9 protein-coding genes are annotated in these 18,643 nt (G+C 75.6%); 6 read left to right on the top strand and 3 right to left on the bottom strand.

What is annotated here, in order from left to right; translation table 11 throughout:
- Nucleotides 1-137 precede the first annotated feature (137 nt).
- Nucleotides 138-608 (bottom strand): hypothetical protein, encoded by a 471-nt coding sequence (locus ACF09K_RS09495; protein ID WP_392241960.1) that lies wholly within the window; start codon nucleotides 606-608, stop codon nucleotides 138-140.
- A gap of 604 nt (nucleotides 609-1,212) precedes the next feature.
- Here ACF09K_RS09495 and ACF09K_RS09490 point away from each other — a divergent pair.
- Nucleotides 1,213-2,100, top strand: a complete 888-nt coding sequence (locus ACF09K_RS09490) for a universal stress protein (protein WP_392241959.1) — start codon at nucleotides 1,213-1,215, stop codon at nucleotides 2,098-2,100.
- Here ACF09K_RS09490 and ACF09K_RS09485 read toward each other — a convergent pair.
- Together ACF09K_RS09485 and ACF09K_RS09480 are read right to left on the bottom strand one after the other, a co-directional pair.
- Nucleotides 2,030-3,325, bottom strand: coding sequence for a cation:proton antiporter (locus ACF09K_RS09485; protein ID WP_392241958.1), 1,296 nt, complete (start codon nucleotides 3,323-3,325; stop codon nucleotides 2,030-2,032). The two genes, ACF09K_RS09490 and ACF09K_RS09485, sit on opposite strands and share 71 nt — an antisense overlap.
- Nucleotides 3,326-3,328: 3 nt before the next feature.
- On the bottom strand, nucleotides 3,329-3,808 hold the full coding sequence (locus ACF09K_RS09480; RefSeq protein ID WP_392241957.1) for a cation:proton antiporter regulatory subunit: 480 nt from the start codon (nucleotides 3,806-3,808) through the stop codon (nucleotides 3,329-3,331).
- Between the two features lie 661 nt (nucleotides 3,809-4,469).
- Between ACF09K_RS09480 and ACF09K_RS09475 the strand changes: the two genes are divergently transcribed.
- The 5 genes from ACF09K_RS09475 to ACF09K_RS09455 all read left to right on the top strand — a co-directional run bounded on the left by ACF09K_RS09475 (nucleotide 4,470) and on the right by ACF09K_RS09455 (nucleotide 18,439).
- Nucleotides 4,470-7,562, top strand: a complete 3,093-nt coding sequence (locus ACF09K_RS09475) for a fibronectin type III domain-containing protein (RefSeq protein WP_392241955.1) — start codon at nucleotides 4,470-4,472, stop codon at nucleotides 7,560-7,562.
- Nucleotides 7,563-7,832: 270 nt separating this feature from the next.
- Nucleotides 7,833-10,463 carry a SpoIIE family protein phosphatase gene (locus tag ACF09K_RS09470; protein ID WP_392241954.1) on the top strand — a complete coding sequence of 877 codons (2,631 nt, stop codon included), beginning with the start codon at nucleotides 7,833-7,835 and terminating at the stop codon, nucleotides 10,461-10,463.
- Between the two features lie 203 nt (nucleotides 10,464-10,666).
- Entirely contained in the window at nucleotides 10,667-11,173 is a 507-nt protein-coding gene (locus ACF09K_RS09465) for a hypothetical protein (protein WP_392241953.1), read from the top strand.
- 184 nt (nucleotides 11,174-11,357) lie between these two features.
- Nucleotides 11,358-13,391 (top strand): flotillin family protein, encoded by a 2,034-nt coding sequence (locus ACF09K_RS09460; protein WP_392241951.1) that lies wholly within the window; start codon nucleotides 11,358-11,360, stop codon nucleotides 13,389-13,391.
- A gap of 77 nt (nucleotides 13,392-13,468) precedes the next feature.
- Nucleotides 13,469-18,439 (top strand): DNA repair ATPase, encoded by a 4,971-nt coding sequence (locus ACF09K_RS09455; RefSeq protein ID WP_392241949.1) that lies wholly within the window; start codon nucleotides 13,469-13,471, stop codon nucleotides 18,437-18,439.
- The last annotated feature ends 204 nt before the right edge of the window (nucleotides 18,440-18,643 follow it).

The raw sequence follows: 18,643 nt of genomic DNA, 5'->3' as shown, positions 1-18,643 counted from the left end.
GACCGGTCCGGGCCCCGACCGGTCGGTGGAGACGATCGCGGAGGTACGGGAGGGATCCGGTCCCCGTCCACTCACCGGACGCGGGACTCCGCCGTGACCGCCTTCTCCGCGGAGTCCTTCGCCGGCCCGGGCCCGGGCTACACGCCGTAGTAGGAGAGCGAGATCGACGTGCCGGATCCCGTCGGGCTGACCTGCACGGTCAGGCCGTCGCCGTCCTTGGTGGCCAGCAGGTGCACGCTCGTCTCCCCCTCATACTTGGAGGTGATGTTCCAGTCCTCGTCCTTCAGCAGGTCGATGTAGAAGTCGCCCACCTTCTCCACCGAGTCGTCGGTGTGCAGCATGGTGAAGCCCTTGGAGTCGGTGACGACCTCGGCGCCCGGGTACTTGCGGACCGGTCCCGTGCTCTCGTCCTCGTCGGGGCTGCCGGTCGTCGGGGCCGGACTCGCCGTCCGCTCCCCGGGGGAGGCGGCCGGGGTGCCGGGAATGGTGGTGGTCGCCGTGACCGTCCGGGCCGAGTCCGGCTGCCCGTCCGAGTCGCCACAGCCCGTGGTGACGAGGGCGAGCACCGCCAGGCCGGCCGCCGCGGTGGAGGAGAGACTTCTGTACACGCTGTCACCTGCTCGTCGGGGAGGAAGGCGGAGGGGGAAGGCGGGAAACCGGAAACCGCCTGCTCACCGAGGTGAGGGCGGCTTTCAGTCTGTGATGCGGCCGGAGCCGCCGCAAATCGTCCGGACACGCACCGTCACCGGCGTCCGGGCGGTCCGACGCCGGGAAAGCCGTCGCACGTCGTCGCACGCCGCCGCCGTTGCCGCACGGCGTGCGACCTCACCCGCCGGCGTCGCACGGCGGCCCCGCGGACACGAGTGGACGAGGAGGGCCCACCCGCTTCTCGCGGATCCTGATCACGCGGTGCGCAGCTCCCGGCTGCTTCTCCGCGTCCTTGTACGGGCCCTCCCCGTCACCTACAGAAGACCACGGGTGCCCCGCGCGCAGAAGGGCCGTCCGGCCCCCCGCCCGGGGCCGGACGGGCACCGGCACGGGCGCGGAACGCGACGCGCGACGCCTCGCCGCCGCGGAGAAGCGCCGTGGAGATGTGCCGGTCGGCCCCGGTGACGGCACCACCCGGCCCCGCGCCGAAGGGCGGCGGCGGGGCGACCCTGGAGGGGGGAGCGACCCCGTTCCCCGGGAGGCAGGCGTACGGCGGGAGGCGTGATGAGCGGTGTGGTGGTCGTCGGTGTGGACGGGGCGGCGTCGAGTCTCGCCGCGGTGGAGGCGGCGGCGCGGGAGGCGCGGGCACGTGGCGCGGTCCTGCGGATCGTGCACGCGTTCGTCTGGCCCGCGATGCACGTGCCCACGGGTCCCTCGCCGCTGGGGCCGCCCGGGGGCGGGATCCGCAACATGGTCGACCGGCTGACGGCCGAGGCGGTCGAGCGCGCGCGGGCGACGGCGCCGGACGTCGACGTCCGGCACGCGGTGGTGCCCGGTGAACCGCTGACGGTCCTGGAGGCGCAGTCGCGCGAGGCGGAGCTGGTGGTCGTCGGGTCGCGGGGGATGGGCGGGTTCGTCGGGCTCCTGGTCGGGTCGACCGCGGTGCACCTGGCGGCGCACGGCCGGTGTCCGGTGCTGGTGGTGCGCGAGCCGGCCCACGCCGACGGCCCGGTCGTCGTGGGCGTCGACGGCTCGGCGGCGGGCCGGCGGGCGGTGGACTTCGCGTTCGCCGAGGCGGAGCTGCGGAAGGCGCCGCTGGTGGCGCTGCACGCCTGGACCACGTGGAACGCTCCGCTGCCCGCGCCGCAGGACGCGTCGGAGCCGTACGCGAACCCGCCGGGCGCCCTCGCCGGCGAGGAGGAGCGCCTGCTGTCCGAGGCGCTCGCCGGCTGCCGCGAGCGGTATCCCGGTGTGGTGGTGGACCACAGGGTGGTGCACGGCGGGACACGGGAGGCGCTGATCGAGGCGAGCCGGTCCGCGCAGCTGCTCGTGGTCGGCGCCCGGGGCCGCGGCGGTTTCACCGGCCTGCTGCTCGGCTCCGTCAGCCAGGCCCTGCTGCATCACGCCCACTGCCCGGTCGCGGTGGTGCGGGGAGCGGAGGCGTCCCCCTGACCGGGCCCGGCCCGCGCCCCCGCGCGCCGTCCCGCGGTGCGGACGGGCGGGGGGCCGCGGACCGGACGGGCGGCCGGGTGGACGGCCGTGCGGGCGGCCGGGTGGGGGCGAACCGGGTGAGGACGGGGCCGCAGACGGCGAGGAGCATCACGTAGGTGGTCACGAGGGCCGCGAGGCGGCTCTCGCCGGGCGCGGCCAGGCCGATGATGACGACCGAGAACTCCCCGCGGGCGATGAGCGCGGTCCCGGCCCGCAGCCGGCCGCGCCGTCCCGCGCCGTCGAGGCGGGCGGCGTACCAGCCGGAGACCACCTTGGTGGCCGCCGTGACCGCCGCCAGCGCGAGGGCGGCCGGCAGCGCCGGCGGCAGGTCGGCGGGGTCGACGGACAGGCCGAGGGCCAGGAAGAACACGGCGGCGAACAGGTCGCGCAGCGGCCCGAGCACGGCCCGGGCCCGGTCGGCGGCGGCTCCGGTCAGGGTGAGTCCGATCAGGAAGGCGCCCACGGCGGCCGACACGTGGACGATCTCGGCCAGCGCGGCGACGACCAGGGTGATGCCGAGGACCCTCAGGAGCACCTGCTCGGGATCGGGATGGGCGAGGATCCGGCCGACGTGGTGACCCCAGCGCCAGGACGCCCCCAGGGCCGCGGTGACGGCCGCCAGCGCCGCCGCGACGGCGAGCAGCGCCTGCCACCAGGTGCCCCCGGAGGCGACGACCGCGAGCAGCGGAAGGTAGGCGGCCATCACGAAGTCCTCCACCACCAGCACGGACAGCACCGCCGGCGTCTCCCGGTTGCCCAGCCGCCGCAGGTCGCCGAGCAGGCGGGCGACGATGCCCGAGGAGGAGACGTAGGTGGCGCCCGCGAGCGCGAGGGTCCCGCCCGCGTCCAGGCCGAGCAGCAGTCCGGCCGCGGCGCCGGGCACGGCGTTGAGGACGAGGTCGAGGGCGGCGGAGGTGCGGTGCCGGCGGACGCTGGCGGTGAACTCCCGGACGGTGAAGTCCAGGCCCAGCGTCAGCAGCAGCAGGACCACCCCGATCGAGGCGCCGGTGTCGACGAAGTCCCGGGCGGCCGGGACCGGGGCGAGGCCGCCGTCGCCCAGGGCCAGCCCGGCCACCAGGTACAGCGGCACGGGCGAGAGCGCGAAACGCCGCGCGACCGTGCCGAGCAGGCTCAGGACGGTCAGGATGACGCCCAGCTCCAGCAGCAGGGCGACGGGTGTGCGCACCGGTCAGCCCTGGACGATGCGCTGGACCCCGGCGATGCCCTCGTGGGTGCCGATCACCACCAGGACGTCCCCGGCGAGCAGGCTCTGGCCCGGCCCCGGCGAGGCGATCACGTCCTCGCCGCGGACGACGGCCACGATCGAGGCGCCGGTACGGGTTCGGGCCCGGGTGTCGCCCAGGAGGCGTCCGGCGAACGGGCTGCCCGGCCCCACGGAGACCTGGCCGGCGCTCAGGCCGGGCACCTCGCGGGTCAGGTCGGCGAACCGCTCCGCGATGCGCGGGGCGCCGAGGATCTCGGCGAGGGCGTCGGCCTCCTGGCCGGTGAGCCGCACGACCGGCTGGGCCTCGTCCGGGTCGTCACCGGGATACACCACCAGCTCGAAGTCGCCCGAACGCTGGGCGACGACCCCGATCCGGTCGCCCTCGTGGTTGACGAACTCGTAGCGCAGTCCCACACCGGGCAGCAGCACCTCGTTGACGTCCATGCGGATCTCCCCGCCACTCGTGATGACCGGTCCCGGTCCCGGCCCCGCGCGGGCCGCGGCCCCGGTCCCGCCGTGCCCACGTCTTCGGCAGGCTCCGCCGGGCACTCAAGTCCCGGTACATCCCCATACGTCCCCATAGGAAACCGTACGTCGCTGTAGGCAACCGTACGTCCCCGTACATCCCGGTGCGGGGCCGTCCGGCCCGCGCGGCCGTGGTCGGTGTCCGGAACGAGTGGGGCGCCCGGCAGGGCCGGACGGCCTTCGGGACGGCCGGGTGCCCGGTGGGCGGTCCTCGGCGGGCGGCGGGTGGGCGGTGCGGGGCGGCCAGGTGTCCGGTGGACGGGACGGGACGGGGCGGGACGGGTGGCCGCGCCGGGACCCGACCGGATCCGGGACCCGGCCGGATCCGAACGAACCGGCACCGGATGATGTGACGTATCGTCACTTTTCTTCCTCGCGGGCCGATGTGAGGCCTCCCGTCCCTCCGGTGCGGCCAACTCCTGCTGACAAGACGCGATTTGTACACGCGTTCCCCATGATTTCGCACACGAACTGCTGTTCGCGTGCGATCATCACGAGGCAGAGGCCGATCATCCGGGGGGACCACTCGAGCCGTCGTGTCGAGGTGGTGTGCCCGGTCCGAGGAAGGATGACGCCCCGGATGGGCAGACCCGTTCCCCCGCAGTCCCGCGCGTCGCACCGGCTGCTGTGGCCCGTCACGGCCGCCGCCGGAGCCGCGCTCGTCGCCGCCACCGTGCACCCCCCGTCCCAGGTTCCGCGGGACGCGGCTCCGGTCGCGTCAGTGACCTGCTCCGCAGGGGTGTGGAAGGCCGACTACTACGCCAACACCACCCTCACCGGCACGCCCCGCAAGTCCCTGTGCGACACCTCCGTCAACGAGAACTGGGGCCGGGGCCACCCCACCGGCGTCTCCCTGCCCGACGACCGCTTCGGCGTCCGCTGGACGATGTGCCGCAACTTCGGCGGGGGCGGTCCCTTCCTGCTGAAGACCGCCGCCCAGGACGGCGTCCGGGTCTGGATCGACGGCAAGCGGTACGTCAGCCTGTGGCGCGACTACACCTCCACCCAGCGCACGAGCGTCAAGGTGACCGTGCCCGCCGGGACGCACACCGTGCGCGTCGACTACGTGGCGCTCACGGGCCCGGCCAACGTCTCCGCCGGTCTCACCCCGACCACGCCGGACCGGACCGCCCCGCTGGCCCCCACCGCAGTGAAGGCGGCACGCGGCGACGGCCGGGTCACCGTCGGCTGGGCCCGCAACGCCGAGGCGGACATCGCCGGTTACCGGGTCTACCGCTCCACCACCACCCCCGTGGCGATCGACACCGCCCACCGGGTCAGCGGTTCCGGCCTGCTCACCGGCACCTCGTTCACCTCGACCGGGCTGCGCAACGGCACCACGTACCGGTTCGCCGTCACCGCCGTGGACCGCTCCGGCAACCAGTCCCGCGCCTCGGCCGCCGTGTCGGCCGTCCCGGCCGACACCACCGCGCCGAAGGCCCCCGACCTCCTGGGGGCCGACGGCTACGGCGACCTCGACCTCGACGGCGACGGCCTGCCCGGCCCCGGCGACGACCTCGGCGAGAACCACCTGAGCTGGGGCCCGAGCTGGGACGACGACCACAGCACGCGGGACGCGTTCGCCGGCTACCACGTCTACCGCGCCACCGCCCCCGGCGGCCCGTGGACCAGGATCCGCAGCGCCGACGCCCGCGTCGTCCAGGACAACGCCTACGCCGACGAGGACGCCCCGATCGGCGTCACCGCGTACTACCGGGTGACGGCCGTCGACACCGCCGGCAACGAGTCCGCCCCGGCCACCACCGAGCCCGGCGAGTACGCCCCGACCGTCGCCTCCGCGCTCCGTCCCGACACCGGACTCCGCCCGCCGCAGCGGCCCACCGGTCTCACCGCCGGGCTGAACGGCGGCGACGTCGCGCTGGACTGGGCCGACAACCCGGTCGGCAGCCCCGTGCACGGCCTGACCGCCGGCTACCAGGTGCAGTCCGCCGCCTCCGCCTCGGGCCCCTGGACCCCGCGCGGCGGCGACGCGCCGCTGACCGCCTCGCGGTTCACCGACACCACCCTGTCCGAGGGCGGCACCCGCCACTACCGGGTGCGCGCCGTCGGCAGGGCCGTCGACGCCGACACCCCGCCCGCGTACTCGGCCTGGACCGAGCCGGTCGAGGTCAGCCGCCCGCTGCCGCCGGACACCACCGCGCCGGCCGCGCCCGGCACGCCCGAGGTCACCGCTCCCGAGGGGGGCACCACCGCCACCCTGGCCTGGACCACCAACGGATGGCCGGGCTACGACGAGGACTTCGCCGGCTACCAGGTCACCCGCGGCACGTCCCCCGACGGCCCGTTCACCGACGTCGGCGCCCTGCGCACCCCGCAGTGCGCCGCCGTGCCGGACACCGAGGAACGGGTCCGCTGCACCCTCACCGACGGCCCGATCGCCGCCGACGCCACCCCGTACTACCGGGTCGTCGCGGTCGACCTGGCGGGCAACCGCTCCTCGGGCACCGTGGTGCGGCTGCAGCGGCCGCTCCCGCCGGTGCCCAAGCCGCCCACGCCCACCGGGCTGACCGCCACCCGCGTCGACGCCGGCATCCTCCTCGACTGGGACGACTCGCCCGCGTCGGAGGTCTACCTCTACTACCTGTACCGCACGACCTACGGCAGCCCCTGCGCGAGCGCCGACACCTTCCACACGGCCGACTCGTACTACGTCGACACCAGCCCCTGGCGCATGGCCCGGTACTGCCTGACGGTGCGCGGCTTCCAGGGCAACTACAGCGACCCCGTCTGGATCGACGTCAGCAACGAGCCCGCCCCCGCCCCGCAGGCGCCCGGGATGCCGGCCGCGACGGGCACCGCCGACGGCATCCGGCTGACCTGGCCCGTCAACGACCCGGCCGCGGCCCGCTACGAGATCTGGCGCCGCACCGAGACCGACCCCGAGTACCTCGAGCAGGCCGACATCCCCGCGACGGACTCCCCGGAGTGGACCGACACCGGCGCACCCGCCGGCGTGCCCTCCTGCTACCGGACCGTCGCCGTGAACGCGACGGGCGGCCGCTCGGGCCTGTCCGAGGACACCTGCGCGCTGCGCCCGTACCCCGCGGGCACCGCGCGCCCGGACCGGCCCGCGGGACTCGCCGCCCGGCCGGACGGCGATCACGCGGTGCTGTCCTGGCAGCCCGTCCCCGGCGCCACCGGCTACCTCGTGTACCGGTACTGGGGCGACGCCGCCCACCCCGGCACCCCGGTCCAGGACCAGCCGGCGACCGCCACCACCGTGACCGACACCGCGGCCCCCTCCCCGTCCTCCAACGCCTACTACGCGGTGGTCGCCGTGGGCGCCGACGGCGTGCGCTCCGAGGCCGCGGTGCTGCCATGGACGAGCGACGGCTACGGCGCCTCCATGACCCTGGCCGCGAGCGGTTCGGCGGACGGCGTGCTGCTCACCTGGAAGTGGTCCTGCCGGAACGAGTGGTGTCCCGCCCCGTCCTCGGTCGCGGTCCAGCGCTGGAACCCCGCCACCCAGGTGTGGGACGAGCTGACCTCGACCCTGCCCGGCACCGCCGTGTCCTACCTGGACACGGCCGCACCGGCCGGGACCACGTCCCACTACCAGGTGCAGGTCTACGGCCAGGACGGCGACATGCCCAGCCAGATGGGCTACGGAGCGGTGCCGGGGACCCGCCCGCCGGTGCCCGCCGCCGACTGACAGCCGCAGCCGGCTGACAGCCGCAGCCGAACCGGCACCCCCGAGCCCGCCCCGCCGCCCGTCCTCCCGACGGGCGGCGGGGCGGGCTTCACCGTTGCGCGCCGGGGATCCCGCGGCGCGCGGACGCGGAGGCGTGGAGGCGCGCGGACACGGAGGCGTGAGGCCGAGGGGCCGGGCGGGACGGAACGGAAAAGCACGTCATCACACATTTTCCCTTTGCCGCTCTTAATCTGAAAGATGCGGATCGGTCCTCCATCCCCAGGGAACGCGGTGACGAGAGAGCAGCAGGCGCCCGAGCTGCCCGGTGCACGGGGAGCGGTGCAGACCGACGGCCTGCCGTTCCGGGCGTCGGTCCTGACCGCCGCCCGCACGGTGGCCCGGGCCGCGGCCCTGACGGCCGCCCTGCTCGGCGCGGTGAGCCTGACGGGGTGGATCGCCGACGTCGAGGCGCTGAAGAGCGTGCTGCCCGGCGACCCGGTGGCCATGAAGGCGAACACCGCCGTGGCCGTGCTGGCCCTGGGGATCTCCCTGGGCCTGGTGGCCACCGGTCCCGGCCGCGCCCGGTCCGTCCCGGCCCGGTCCGTCCCGGCCCGGTCCGCCGTGGCCAGGGCCGCCGCGGCGCTGGCGGCCCTGATCGGCGTGCTCACCCTGCTGGAGTACACGACCGGGGCGCGTCTCGGCATCGACGAGCTCCTCTTCACCGACGACAGCACGGGGACGGCGACGGCGGCGGAGACGCCCGGCCGGATGGCCCCCAACACGGCCGCGGCGCTGACCCTCGGGGCCCTGGCGGCGCTGTGCGCCGCCACGCCCCGGGTCCCCGCCTGGATCAGCCAGATCCCGGGCCTGGCCGTCGCGGCCCTCGGCATGCTGCGGCTGTACGGGGCCTTCTACGCGGTGCCCGAGCTGGAGCGGTTCGGCGCCTACACGGGCATGGCCCTGCACACCGCGCTCGCCCTGGTGCTGCTGGGCACGGCCGCCTTCCTGGTCCGGCCGGACCAGGGACCCGCGGGACTGCTGACGAACGCGGGCACCACGGGCACGCTGGGCCGGTGGCTGTTCGCCACCGCCGCGGTCGTGCCGCCGCTGCTGGGCTGGGCCGTCCTGGCGGGCGAGGACGCGGGGGTGTTCGGGGAGCGGCTGGGCACCGCGCTGCTGGTGTGCGGCCACGTCGCGGTGTTCACCGCGGTCGTCTTCACCGCCCTGGCCGTGGGCCGCAGGATCGAGGTGGCCCACGCGCGCGCGGAGTGGCAGGTGCGGCAGAACGCGCTGCTGCAGGCGTTCATGGACCACACCCCGGCCGTGGTGTTCATCAAGGACCTCGACGGCCGCTACCTGGCGGTCAACACGCGGTTCGAGGAGACCACCGGCCTGTCCCGGGACCGGACGCTGGGCCGCCGGGACAGGGACGTCCTGTCCCCCGTCCTGGCGCGTCAGGTGCGGGCCGCCGACCGCGCCGTGCTGGCCGCGGGCACCTCCGTGCAGCGCGAGGAGACGCTCACCCTCCCGGGCGGCCCCCGGGACCTCCTCACCTCCCTGTTCCCCCTCAACGACGGGGACGGCGCGCCGTACGCGCTGTGCGGCGTGGTCACCGACGTCACCGAGCGCGCCGCGGCGCAGCGCGAGGTCCAGCGCTCCCACCGGCGCTTCCGCGCGCTGCTGGAGTCCGCGCCCGACGCCACCCTGATCACGGACGGCCGGGGCGTCATCGTCATGGCCAACGCACAGGTGGAACGCCTGTTCGGGCGGGCGCCGGGCGACCTCGTCGGGACCGGCGTCGTCGACCTGGTGCCCGGTCCGCGCCGCCGGCGGCACGGCGCCCTCCTCGACGCCTACCTGGGCCTGCGCGACCCGAAGCCGACGGTCACGGACCGCGACCTGTACGGGCTGCGCGGCGACGGCGGCGAGTTCCCCGTCGAGGTGAGCGTCAGCAGCCTGCGCACCGAGGAGGAGGACCTGGTGTTCCTGAGCGTGCGGGACATCACCGAACGCAGACGGGCCGAGGCGGAACGCGCCGAGCGCTACGAGCAGCACCGGCACATCGCCTACACCCTCCAGCACAGCCTCATGGGCGAGCCGCCCCGCCTGCCGTACCTGCCCAGCGCCCACCGCTACCTGGCGTCCGTCCAGGACCCCGGCGTCGGCGGCGACTGGTTCGACGTCATCCCCCTCGACGGCCGCCGCACCGGCGTCGTCATCGGCGACGTGATGGGCCGGGGCCTGGAGGCGGCGGCCGTCATGGGGCAGCTGCGCGCCGCCTCGCACGCGCTGGCCCGCACCGGCACGACGCCCGGCGGCCTGATGAGCGGGCTGGACGCGTTCGTCGCCGACCTGGCGGACCAGCTCGTCACCTGCGTCTACCTGGTGATCGACCAGGAGGCGGGCGAGGTCAGCCTGTGCTCGGCCGGGCACCTGCCCGTCATCGTCCTGCCCCCCGACGGGCCCGCCCGCCGGCTGCCCGCACCGGTCGGCGTGCCGCTGGGCGTCAACGACGCCTGCGGCGGCGGGGTGCCGTTCGAGGAGGCGACCCGGCCGCTGCCGCCGGGCAGCACCCTGGTGCTCTACACCGACGGACTGGTCGAACGCCCCGGCGCCGACATCGAGGCCCGCATCGACCTCCTCACCCGCACCCTCGACGGCACCCCGAAGGACACCCGCACGGACCCGGAGACCCTCGAACGGACGGCGTCCCGCCTGATCACCACCCTCCTCCCCGACCCGGCCGCCCACGACGACGACGTGACCCTGCTGATGATCACCGTCCCCGGCCGGCCGGGGGCCACCCCCGCGCCCGGCGACCGACGCCGGCCACCGGAGCCGGAGCCGGAGCCGGAGCCGTACGCGAACGCGGACTCCGGCTCGGCCCCGGACTCCGACGGGGGCGCCCCGGCGTCCTCCTGACGCTTTCTTGGCGGGGCACCGGCATGGACGGTCCGGCCAAGACTGCCGGGATCCGGCAATGCGCCGAAGGCCCCGCGCCGACAGGATGGGGGTGAGGGAAGCACGGGGGAAAAGCCTCGATGCCGAGCACCGGCAGGTGCCCGGCGTCGGGCTGCCCGGGCGTGCCGAGGCCGGCACGGGACGGAACCGATCGGGGGTGGGGAATGCGGACGTTCTTCATGGCCGCCGCGGGATTTCCGACCTTCCTGTTCACCGTCCCCCTGCTGGCGGCCGCGGGCTTCTGGCTGCTGGTCGCGGTGGGCGCCGCCGGACCGCGCACGTTCGACGAGGACGCGGACCTCGGCGCGCTGGGGCTGGGCGGCGTACCGGTCGCGGTCGCGGTCTCCCTGTGGACGGCCCTCGCCTGGTCCGGCAGCCTCGGCGCGGCCGTCCTGCTGGAACCGCTCGCCTCCCGGGGGCTGGCGCGTGCGCTGACGGGGCTCGCCGTCCTCGCCGCCGCCCCCGCGCTCTCGTGGTGCGCGGCCCGGACGCTGCTGCGGCTGCCGCGGCGGCTGCGCCCCGACGAACCCGGGCCGCCCCCACCGCGCTTCGCCGGGCCGCGTCGCACGGTCCGCCCGGAGCGGGCGGACGGCGGCCCCCGCCGGGGCGACCGCCCCGACACGGCGCACCGGGCACACGGCCGGACCGCCGCACGCGGCCGGACCGCCTGAGCCGCGGCCGCGGAGGCCACCGCGGCCGCACCCCGTTCCGGCCCGCGGGGGACGCCCTCCGGGGAGCACGGAAGCGCGCGGGCGCTTCCGGACCCCGGCACGCGCCCCCTCCCGAATCTTCCGACTCCCGAGCGACTCCGGGTCCTCCCGGCCTCGGGCACCCCACCTGCCAAGGATGCTTCCCATGACCGTCATCACCGTGGGCGTCGGCGTCTGCCTGCTCGCAGCGCTCCTCCTCTTCCTCGCCGTCTCCGTGCTGTTCCGCAAGGTGGAGCAGGGCAAGGCCCTGATCGTCTCCAAACTGCGCAAGGTCGACGTGACCTTCACGGGGCAGGTCGTGCTGCCCGTGCTCCACAAGGCCGAGGTGATGGACATCTCGGTGAAGACCATCGAGATCACCCGGGCCGGCAAGGAGGGGCTGATCTGCCGGGACAACATCCGCGCCGACATCCGCATCTCGTTCTTCGTGAAGGTCAACAAGACCGTCGAGGACGTCGTCAAGGTCGCCCAGGCCGTCGGCACGGCACGGGCCAGTGACCGGAACACGCTGCAGGAGCTGTTCCACGCGAAGTTCTCCGAGGCCCTGAAGACCGTCGGCAAGCAACTGGACTTCACCGACCTCTACACCAAGCGCGAGGAACTGCGGTACCGGATCATCGAGGTCATCGGCGTCGACCTCAACGGCTACCACCTGGAGGACGCGGCGATCGACTACCTGGAGCAGACGCCGATCACCCAGCTCGACCCGGCCAACGTCCTCGACGCCCAGGGCATCCGCAAGATCACCGAGCTGACGGCGATCGAGCACGTGCGCACCAACGAGTTCCGGCGCACCGAGGAGAAGGAGATCACCCGGCAGAACGTCGACGCCCGCGAGGCCGTCCTGGAGCTGGAGCGCCGCCAGGCCGACGCCGAGATCAGGCAGCGGCGGGAGATCGAGACCGTACGGGCCAGGGAGGAGGCCGAGACGGCGCGGGTGGTGGAGGAGGAGCGGCTGCGGGCGCAGAGCGCGTTCCTGAGGACCGAGGAGCAGCTCGGGGTGCAGCGCGAGAACCAGGCCCGCGAGGTCGCCGTCGCCGCGAAGAACCGCGAGCGGGTCATCGCCGTCGAGAGCGAGCGGATCGAGAAGGACCGCCTCCTCGAGGTCATCGCCCGCGAGCGGGAGACGGGGCTGACGCGGATCGCCGCCGAGAAGGAGGTCGAGGCGGAGCGGCGGGAGATCGCCGAGGTGATCCGGGAGCGGATCGCCGTGGACCGCACGGTCGCCGAGCAGGAGGAGTCGATCAAGAAGCTGCGCGCCGTGGAGGAGGCGGAGCGCGGGCGCCGGACCGTGGTCATCGCGGCGGAGGCCGAGGCGCAGGAGAGGCTGGTCAAGGACATCAAGGCCGCGGAGGCCGCCGAGCAGGCCGCCGTGCACCGCGCCGCCGAGGAACTCACCCTCGCCGAGGCCAGGCTGAAGAGCGCCGACCTCGACGCCCGGGCCAAGCTGCGGCTGGCGGAGGGCGTGCAGGCGGAGGCCGCCGCGGAGGGCCTGGCGGCCGTCCAGGTCCGGGACAAGGAGGCCGAGGTCGTCGAGAAGACCGGTCGTGCCGAGGCCGGGGCGGCCGAGGCGCGGATGCGGGCCGAGGCGGAGGGCGCGCGGGCGAAGGCGCTCGCCGAGGCCGAGGGCGTCGGCGAGAAGCTGAAGGCGGAGGCGGCCGGCCTGACGGAGAAGGCGGCGGCGATGGCCGCGCTCGACGAGGCGTCCCGCGGCCACGAGGAGTACCGGCTGCGGCTCCAGGCGGAGAAGGACATCCGGCTGGCCGGACTGGAGACGCAGAGGCACGTCGCCGAGGCGCAGGCCACCGTCCTCGCCACCGGACTGGAGAACGCCGACATCAACATCGTGGGCGGCGAGTCCGTCTTCCTCGACCGCCTGGTCTCCTCGATCTCGCTCGGCAGGAGCGTCGACGGGTTCGTCCGGCACTCCGAGACGGCACAGGCCCTGGCGGGGCCCTGGCTGGACGGTTCGTCGAGCTTCACCGACGACCTCGGCCGCGTCCTCGGCCAGGTCTCCACGGCCGACGTGCGGAACCTGTCCGTCTCCGCGCTGCTGATGAAGCTGATGAAGACGGGCGGGGCCGACTCCGACGCCCTGCGGCAACTGCTCGACAGGGCGGGGGAGCTGGGCGTCGCGGACGCCTCGCTCGCCGCCCTGAACGGCAGCGCCGAGGTCTGACAGGCCGCGGTCCGGAGCTGCCGCGCAGGGGACGGCAGCTCCGGACCGCTTTCTCCGACTTTCCGAGAGGGACCCCCATGACCACCGGCCCGGCCACCGGCCCGCGCGAGGCGCCCGACACGAGCCCGCACGACGCGCTCGACACCGGCACGTACGAGGTGCTGCGCGACCGGCTCACCGCGCAGGCCGCCGAACTCGCCCGCCGCGCCGAGGAGCTCAACGCCCGCCGGACCGAGGAGTTCGGCGCGACGCGCCTCGAACTCACGGGCACCGGTCTGCTGCGCACCGAGCGCACCTGCGTGCCCCGCGACCTCGTCGCCGTCGGTGACGTCCTGCTCCTCGGCCACCACGCGCCCACCGGCCGGGGGCCCGACACGGCCGTCGGCGACGTCTTCGCGCTGTACGACCGCGACCTGGGCGGGCTGCCCGACGACGCGGTGCCCGGCCTGCTCGACGACCCCGGCTTCGTACGGGAGTTCACGGCCCTGCACCGCTACTACCACCAGGCCCGGCTGCTGCGGCTGAGCCGCGTCGAGGGCCGGCTCCTCGCCGTGTTCCGGACCGGCGTCGAGGCGGGCGACATCCGCGTCCTGCGCTGGGCACTCGCCGACGACGGGCGGGTGACCTTCCTGGACGCGCGCGGCGACCGCGACCACGTCCCGCCGCCCGCCCACGACTTCACCTGGACCGCGACGACCCGCGAGGACCACGTCCCCGGCCGCCACCCGCACGTGTCCGTCGGGGGTGAACTCTTCGTCACCACCGTCGGCGGTGCCCTCACCGTCAAGACCGAGGACGACACGGAGACGGGCGAGGGCATCCACTCCGAGCCCGTCGACGAGCCGCTGCAGGCGCTCGCCGACGCCGACATCGCCCACGCGCGGGTGGGCGCCCTGATCCTGCTGCGGGTCCGCCCCTACAAGGAGGACGCCCACCGGTACCTGGTGTTCGACACGCTCACCAGGAGCGTCGTCCGCCTCGACGGCATCGGGCAGGCGTGCCGCCGCCTGCCCGAGGACCGGGGCATCGTCTTCCCCGGCGGCTACTGCCTGGCCGGCGGCACGCACAAGACCTTCGACGGTGCCATCGGCATCGACGGCACCGTCGGCCCCGGGCACCCGGCGGCGCCGGAGTTCGAGCGGACGGTCCGCTCGCCGAACGGCGAGGACGTCCTCTTCGCGTTCCGCGCGCCCGCGGCGGGCCGCGCCCTCCTGCTGCCGTACAACGTGATCCGCGAGGAGGTCGCGGCCCCGCTGACCTGCCGGGGCTGGGCCCTCCTCGACGACGGCACGCTGGTCCTGCTGCGCGCCGAGGAGGACGAGCCGCGACGCGTCCACCCCGTCCAGCTGTGGAGCTCCCCCCACCTCTCCGACACCCGTGCCGCAGCCGCCCGGCCCGTCGGCGGCCCGCTCGCCCGCGTCGGCAACGCCGATCTCGTACGGGGCATCTCCGACTGCCTGTCCATCGCCGGGGCGGCCGCCGTGACCACCCCGACGAGCGAGGCGTACGAGGCGCTGGTCGCGGCCTGCGACCGGACGGCCGACACGCGCCACTGGCTGGGGGACCCCGAACTCGGCGACCTGCGGGAGCCGCTCACGCGGGTGCGGGCGACGGCCGCTCAGGTGCTGGCCGAGTTCGGGACCGTGCGGGCGCTGACCCGGCAGGCCGCCGAGGCGCTCGACGAGGGGGCGGACCGGGCCGCCCGGGTGGTGCGCCGGCTGCGGGGGGAGGTCCCGCGCGGCGCCGCCGCCTGGGTGTCCGGCCTGACCGAACTGCGGCGGGCGCACGGCCACCTGCTCACGCTCAAGGAGCTGCGGTACGCCGACACGGCCCGGATCGACGAACTCGCCGCGGACGTCGAGGCCGACCTCGCCTCGTTCGGGCAGCGGGCGGTCGCGCAGCTGGCCCGCGACGACGCGTTCGCCGACCAGCACGCGGACGTCGAACGGCTCGTCGCGGACGCGGCCGCCGTCACCACCGTCGCCGGGGCCGCGCCCGTCGCGGCCCGCGTCGACGAACTCGCCGGCGCGCTGGGCACGGTGACCGAGGTCGTCGCGGGTCTCGACATCGCCGACGCGACCGTCCGTACGGCCGTCCTGGAGCGGATCTCCGAGGTCCTGGCCGGCGTCAACCGCGCCCGCGCCGTCCTCGACGGCCGCCGCCGCGAGCTCCACGGCCACGAGGGACGCGCCGGGTTCGCCGCCGAGTCCGCCCTGCTCGGCCAGGCCGTCACCGGCGCCCTCGCGTCCGCCGACACCCCCGACGCCTGCGACGAACACCTCGCCCGCCTGCTCCTGCAGGTGGAGAACCTGGAGGCGCGGTTCGCGGAGTCCGACGGCCTCGACGACCTCCTCGGCGAACTCGCCGACCGGCGCGAGGAGATCCACGAGGCGTTCGCCGTCCGCAAGCAGGACCTCGCCGACGCCCGGGCCCGCCGCGCCGAGCGCCTCGCCGACTCGGCGGACCGGGTCCTGACGACGGTCGCCCGCCGGGCCCGCGCCCTCCCCGACGAGGACGCCGTCGCCACCTACTTCGGCTCCGACCCGATGCCCGCCAAGGTCCGCCGCATCGCCGGCGACCTGCGCGCACTCGGCGACCCGGTCCGGGCCGAGGAGCTGGACGGCCGCCTGGAGTCCGCCCGCCAGGAGGCCGGACGCGCCCTGCGCGACCGCACCGACCTGTACAGCGACGACGGCCGCACCGTCCGCCTGGGCACCCACCGCTTCGCGGTGAACACCCAGCCGCTCGACCTCACCCTCGTCCCGCACGGCGACGGACTGGCCTTCGCGGTCACCGGCACCGACTACCGTGCCCCGGTCACCGAGCCCGGCTTCGGGGCGACCGACCCGTACGCGGACCGCCCGCTGCCCTCGGAGTCCCCGGAGGTCTACCGCGCCGAACACCTCGCCGCCCGGCTGCTCGACGAGCACGGCCCGGCCGCGCTCGCCGGGGCCGACCTGCCCGACCTCGTCGGCCGGGCGGCCCGGGAGGCGTACGACGAGGGGTACGAACGCGGCGTCCACGACCACGACGCCGTCCTGATCCTCGCCGCGCTGCTGCGCCTGTACGAGGGCGCGGGCCCGCTCCGCCACGAGCCGGCGGCCCGCGCCGCCGCCCAGCTGTTCTGGGCGCACCGCACGACGGCCGGGGAGCGCCAGGCGTGGACCCGCCGGGCGGTGTCCCTCGCCCGCGCCCGGGAGGCGTTCGGGCGCGCGCCCGCGATCCCCGACCTGCGGAGGGAACTGGCGGAGGCGATCGGCGGGCCGTCCGCGGACGCCGCCTCCGCCTACCTCTTCGAGGAACTGACCGGCGGACCCGACGGCTTCGTCCTCGGCGCCGGTGCCCGTGCCCTGCTCGACGCGTTCCGCCGCACGGCGGGCACCCCCGCCTACCAGGAGGACCTCGCCGCCCTCGGGGACCTGGACGCGCGCCGGCAGCTGGCCGAGGCGTGGCTGTCCGCGTACGCCGCCTCCACCGGCACGGACGCCGACCCCGGCGACCTGGCGGAGGCGGTGGCCGCCGAGCTGTGCCCGGACCTGACCCGGTACGCATCCGACGCGCCCCTGACCGAGACGGTCGAGGGCCTGCTCGGCTCCCACCCCCGCCTCACCGGCGGCACCCTCACGGTCCGGGTCGACGAACTCCTCGCGCGGACCGAGGCGTTCCGCAGGCACGAGGTGCCCGCCCACCGGGACCACCGGCGCCGCCGTACGGCCCTGGCGGCGAAGGAGCGCGCCCGGCTGCGCCTGGACGAGCACCGCCCGCGGGTGATGTCCGCGTTCGTCCGCAACCGGCTCGTCGACGAGGTGTACCTGCCGCTCGTCGGGGACAGCCTCGCCAAGCAGCTCGGCACCACGGGCGAGTCCGGGCGCCCCGGCACCGGCGGCCTGCTGCTGCTCGTCTCCCCGCCCGGCTACGGCAAGACGACCCTGGTGGAGTACGTCGCCGACCGCCTCGGCCTGATGCTGGTGAAGGTCAGCGGCCCCGCCCTCGGCCACGCGGTGACCTCGTTCGACCCCGCCGAGGCCCCGAACGCCACCGCCCGCCGGGAGGTCGAGAAGATCAACTTCGCGCTGGAGGCGGGCGGCAACACCCTGCTGTACCTCGACGACATCCAGCACACCTCGCCCGAACTCCTCCAGAGGTTCATCCCGCTGTGCGACGCCACCCGGCGCGTCGAGGGAGTGCGCGACGGCGAGCCGCGCACGTACGACCTGCGCGGCAAGCGCTTCGCGGTGTGCATGGCCGGCAACCCCTACACCGAGTCCGGCGGCCGCTTCCAGGTGCCCGACATGCTCGCCAACCGGGCCGACGTGTGGAACCTCGGCGACGTCCTGACCGGCAAGGAGGACGCCTTCGCCGCCAGCTTCGTGGAGAACGCCCTCACCGCCCACCCGGTCCTCGCCCCGCTCGCCGGGCGCCCCCGCGCCGACCTCGACCTGCTCGTCCGGCTCGCCCGGCACGACCCCGCGGCCCGCGCCGACCGCCTCACCCACCCGTACGCCCCCGCGGAACTGGACCGCGTCCTCGCGGTCCTGGGCCACCTGCTCACGGTCCGCGAGACGGTCCTGGCGGTGAACGCCGCGTACCTCGCCTCCGCCGCGCGGTCCGACGACGCCCGCACCGAGCCGCCCTTCCGGCTCCAGGGCTCGTACCGCAACATGAACAAGATCGCCCAGCGCGTCCAGCCCGTCATGGACGCCGCCGAGGTGGCGGCCCTGATCGACGACCACTACCGGGCGGAGGCCCAGACCCTCACCACCGGCGCCGAGGCCGCCCTGCTCAAGCTGGCGGAACTGCGGGGCACGCTCACGCCCGGACAGGCCTCCCGCTGGGCGGAGGTGAAGGCCGCCCACGTCCGCGCCCGGGCCCTCGGCGGCCCGGAGGACGCCCCCCTCGTCCGCGCGGTCGCCGCCCTGGGCCTCCTGGCCGACCGGATCGCCGCCGTGGAGTCGGCCATCGCGCGGGCCGCCGACCCGCGCGCCCCGCTCGCGCACCCGAACGGCCGGCACGCGGCCCACCCGGCCCACCGCACCGGGGAGCACTGAAGTGCCCCCGGCGCGTGCGGTACGTTTCCGGCGCGGCCGGGCCCCGCGTCCCCGCCAACGGTCAGGGGCCGGGGACCACCGGGAGCGGACCTGAGCACCGGCAGTAGGCCCGCCGCGGGCGGAACGCCCTCCTGCGTCCACGGATCTCCTGCGATCATGCGTCGGGAGGACATCGACCGCGCATTCGACTCCGGGGGGACGGGC

The sequence above is a fragment of the Streptomyces sp. NPDC014882 genome (assembly GCF_043081325.1).
GTDB lineage: Bacteria > Actinomycetota > Actinomycetes > Streptomycetales > Streptomycetaceae > Streptomyces.
The sequence above is the reverse complement of the archived record's forward strand: the minus strand, read 5'-3'. Positions and strand labels throughout refer to the sequence as shown.

Bases quoted from the DNA above. Each gene is read 5' to 3' on its own strand.
- ACF09K_RS09490 (WP_392241959.1), top strand. From the start codon at position 1,213: ATGAGCGGTGTGGTGGTCGTCGGTGTGGACGGGGCGGCGTCGAGTCTC.
- ACF09K_RS09480 (WP_392241957.1), bottom strand. From the start codon at position 3,808: ATGGACGTCAACGAGGTGCTGCTGCCCGGTGTGGGACTGCGCTACGAG.
- ACF09K_RS09475 (WP_392241955.1), top strand. From the start codon at position 4,470: ATGGGCAGACCCGTTCCCCCGCAGTCCCGCGCGTCGCACCGGCTGCTG.
- ACF09K_RS09465 (WP_392241953.1), top strand. From the start codon at position 10,667: ATGCGGACGTTCTTCATGGCCGCCGCGGGATTTCCGACCTTCCTGTTC.
- ACF09K_RS09460 (WP_392241951.1), top strand. From the start codon at position 11,358: ATGACCGTCATCACCGTGGGCGTCGGCGTCTGCCTGCTCGCAGCGCTC.
- ACF09K_RS09455 (WP_392241949.1), top strand. From the start codon at position 13,469: ATGACCACCGGCCCGGCCACCGGCCCGCGCGAGGCGCCCGACACGAGC.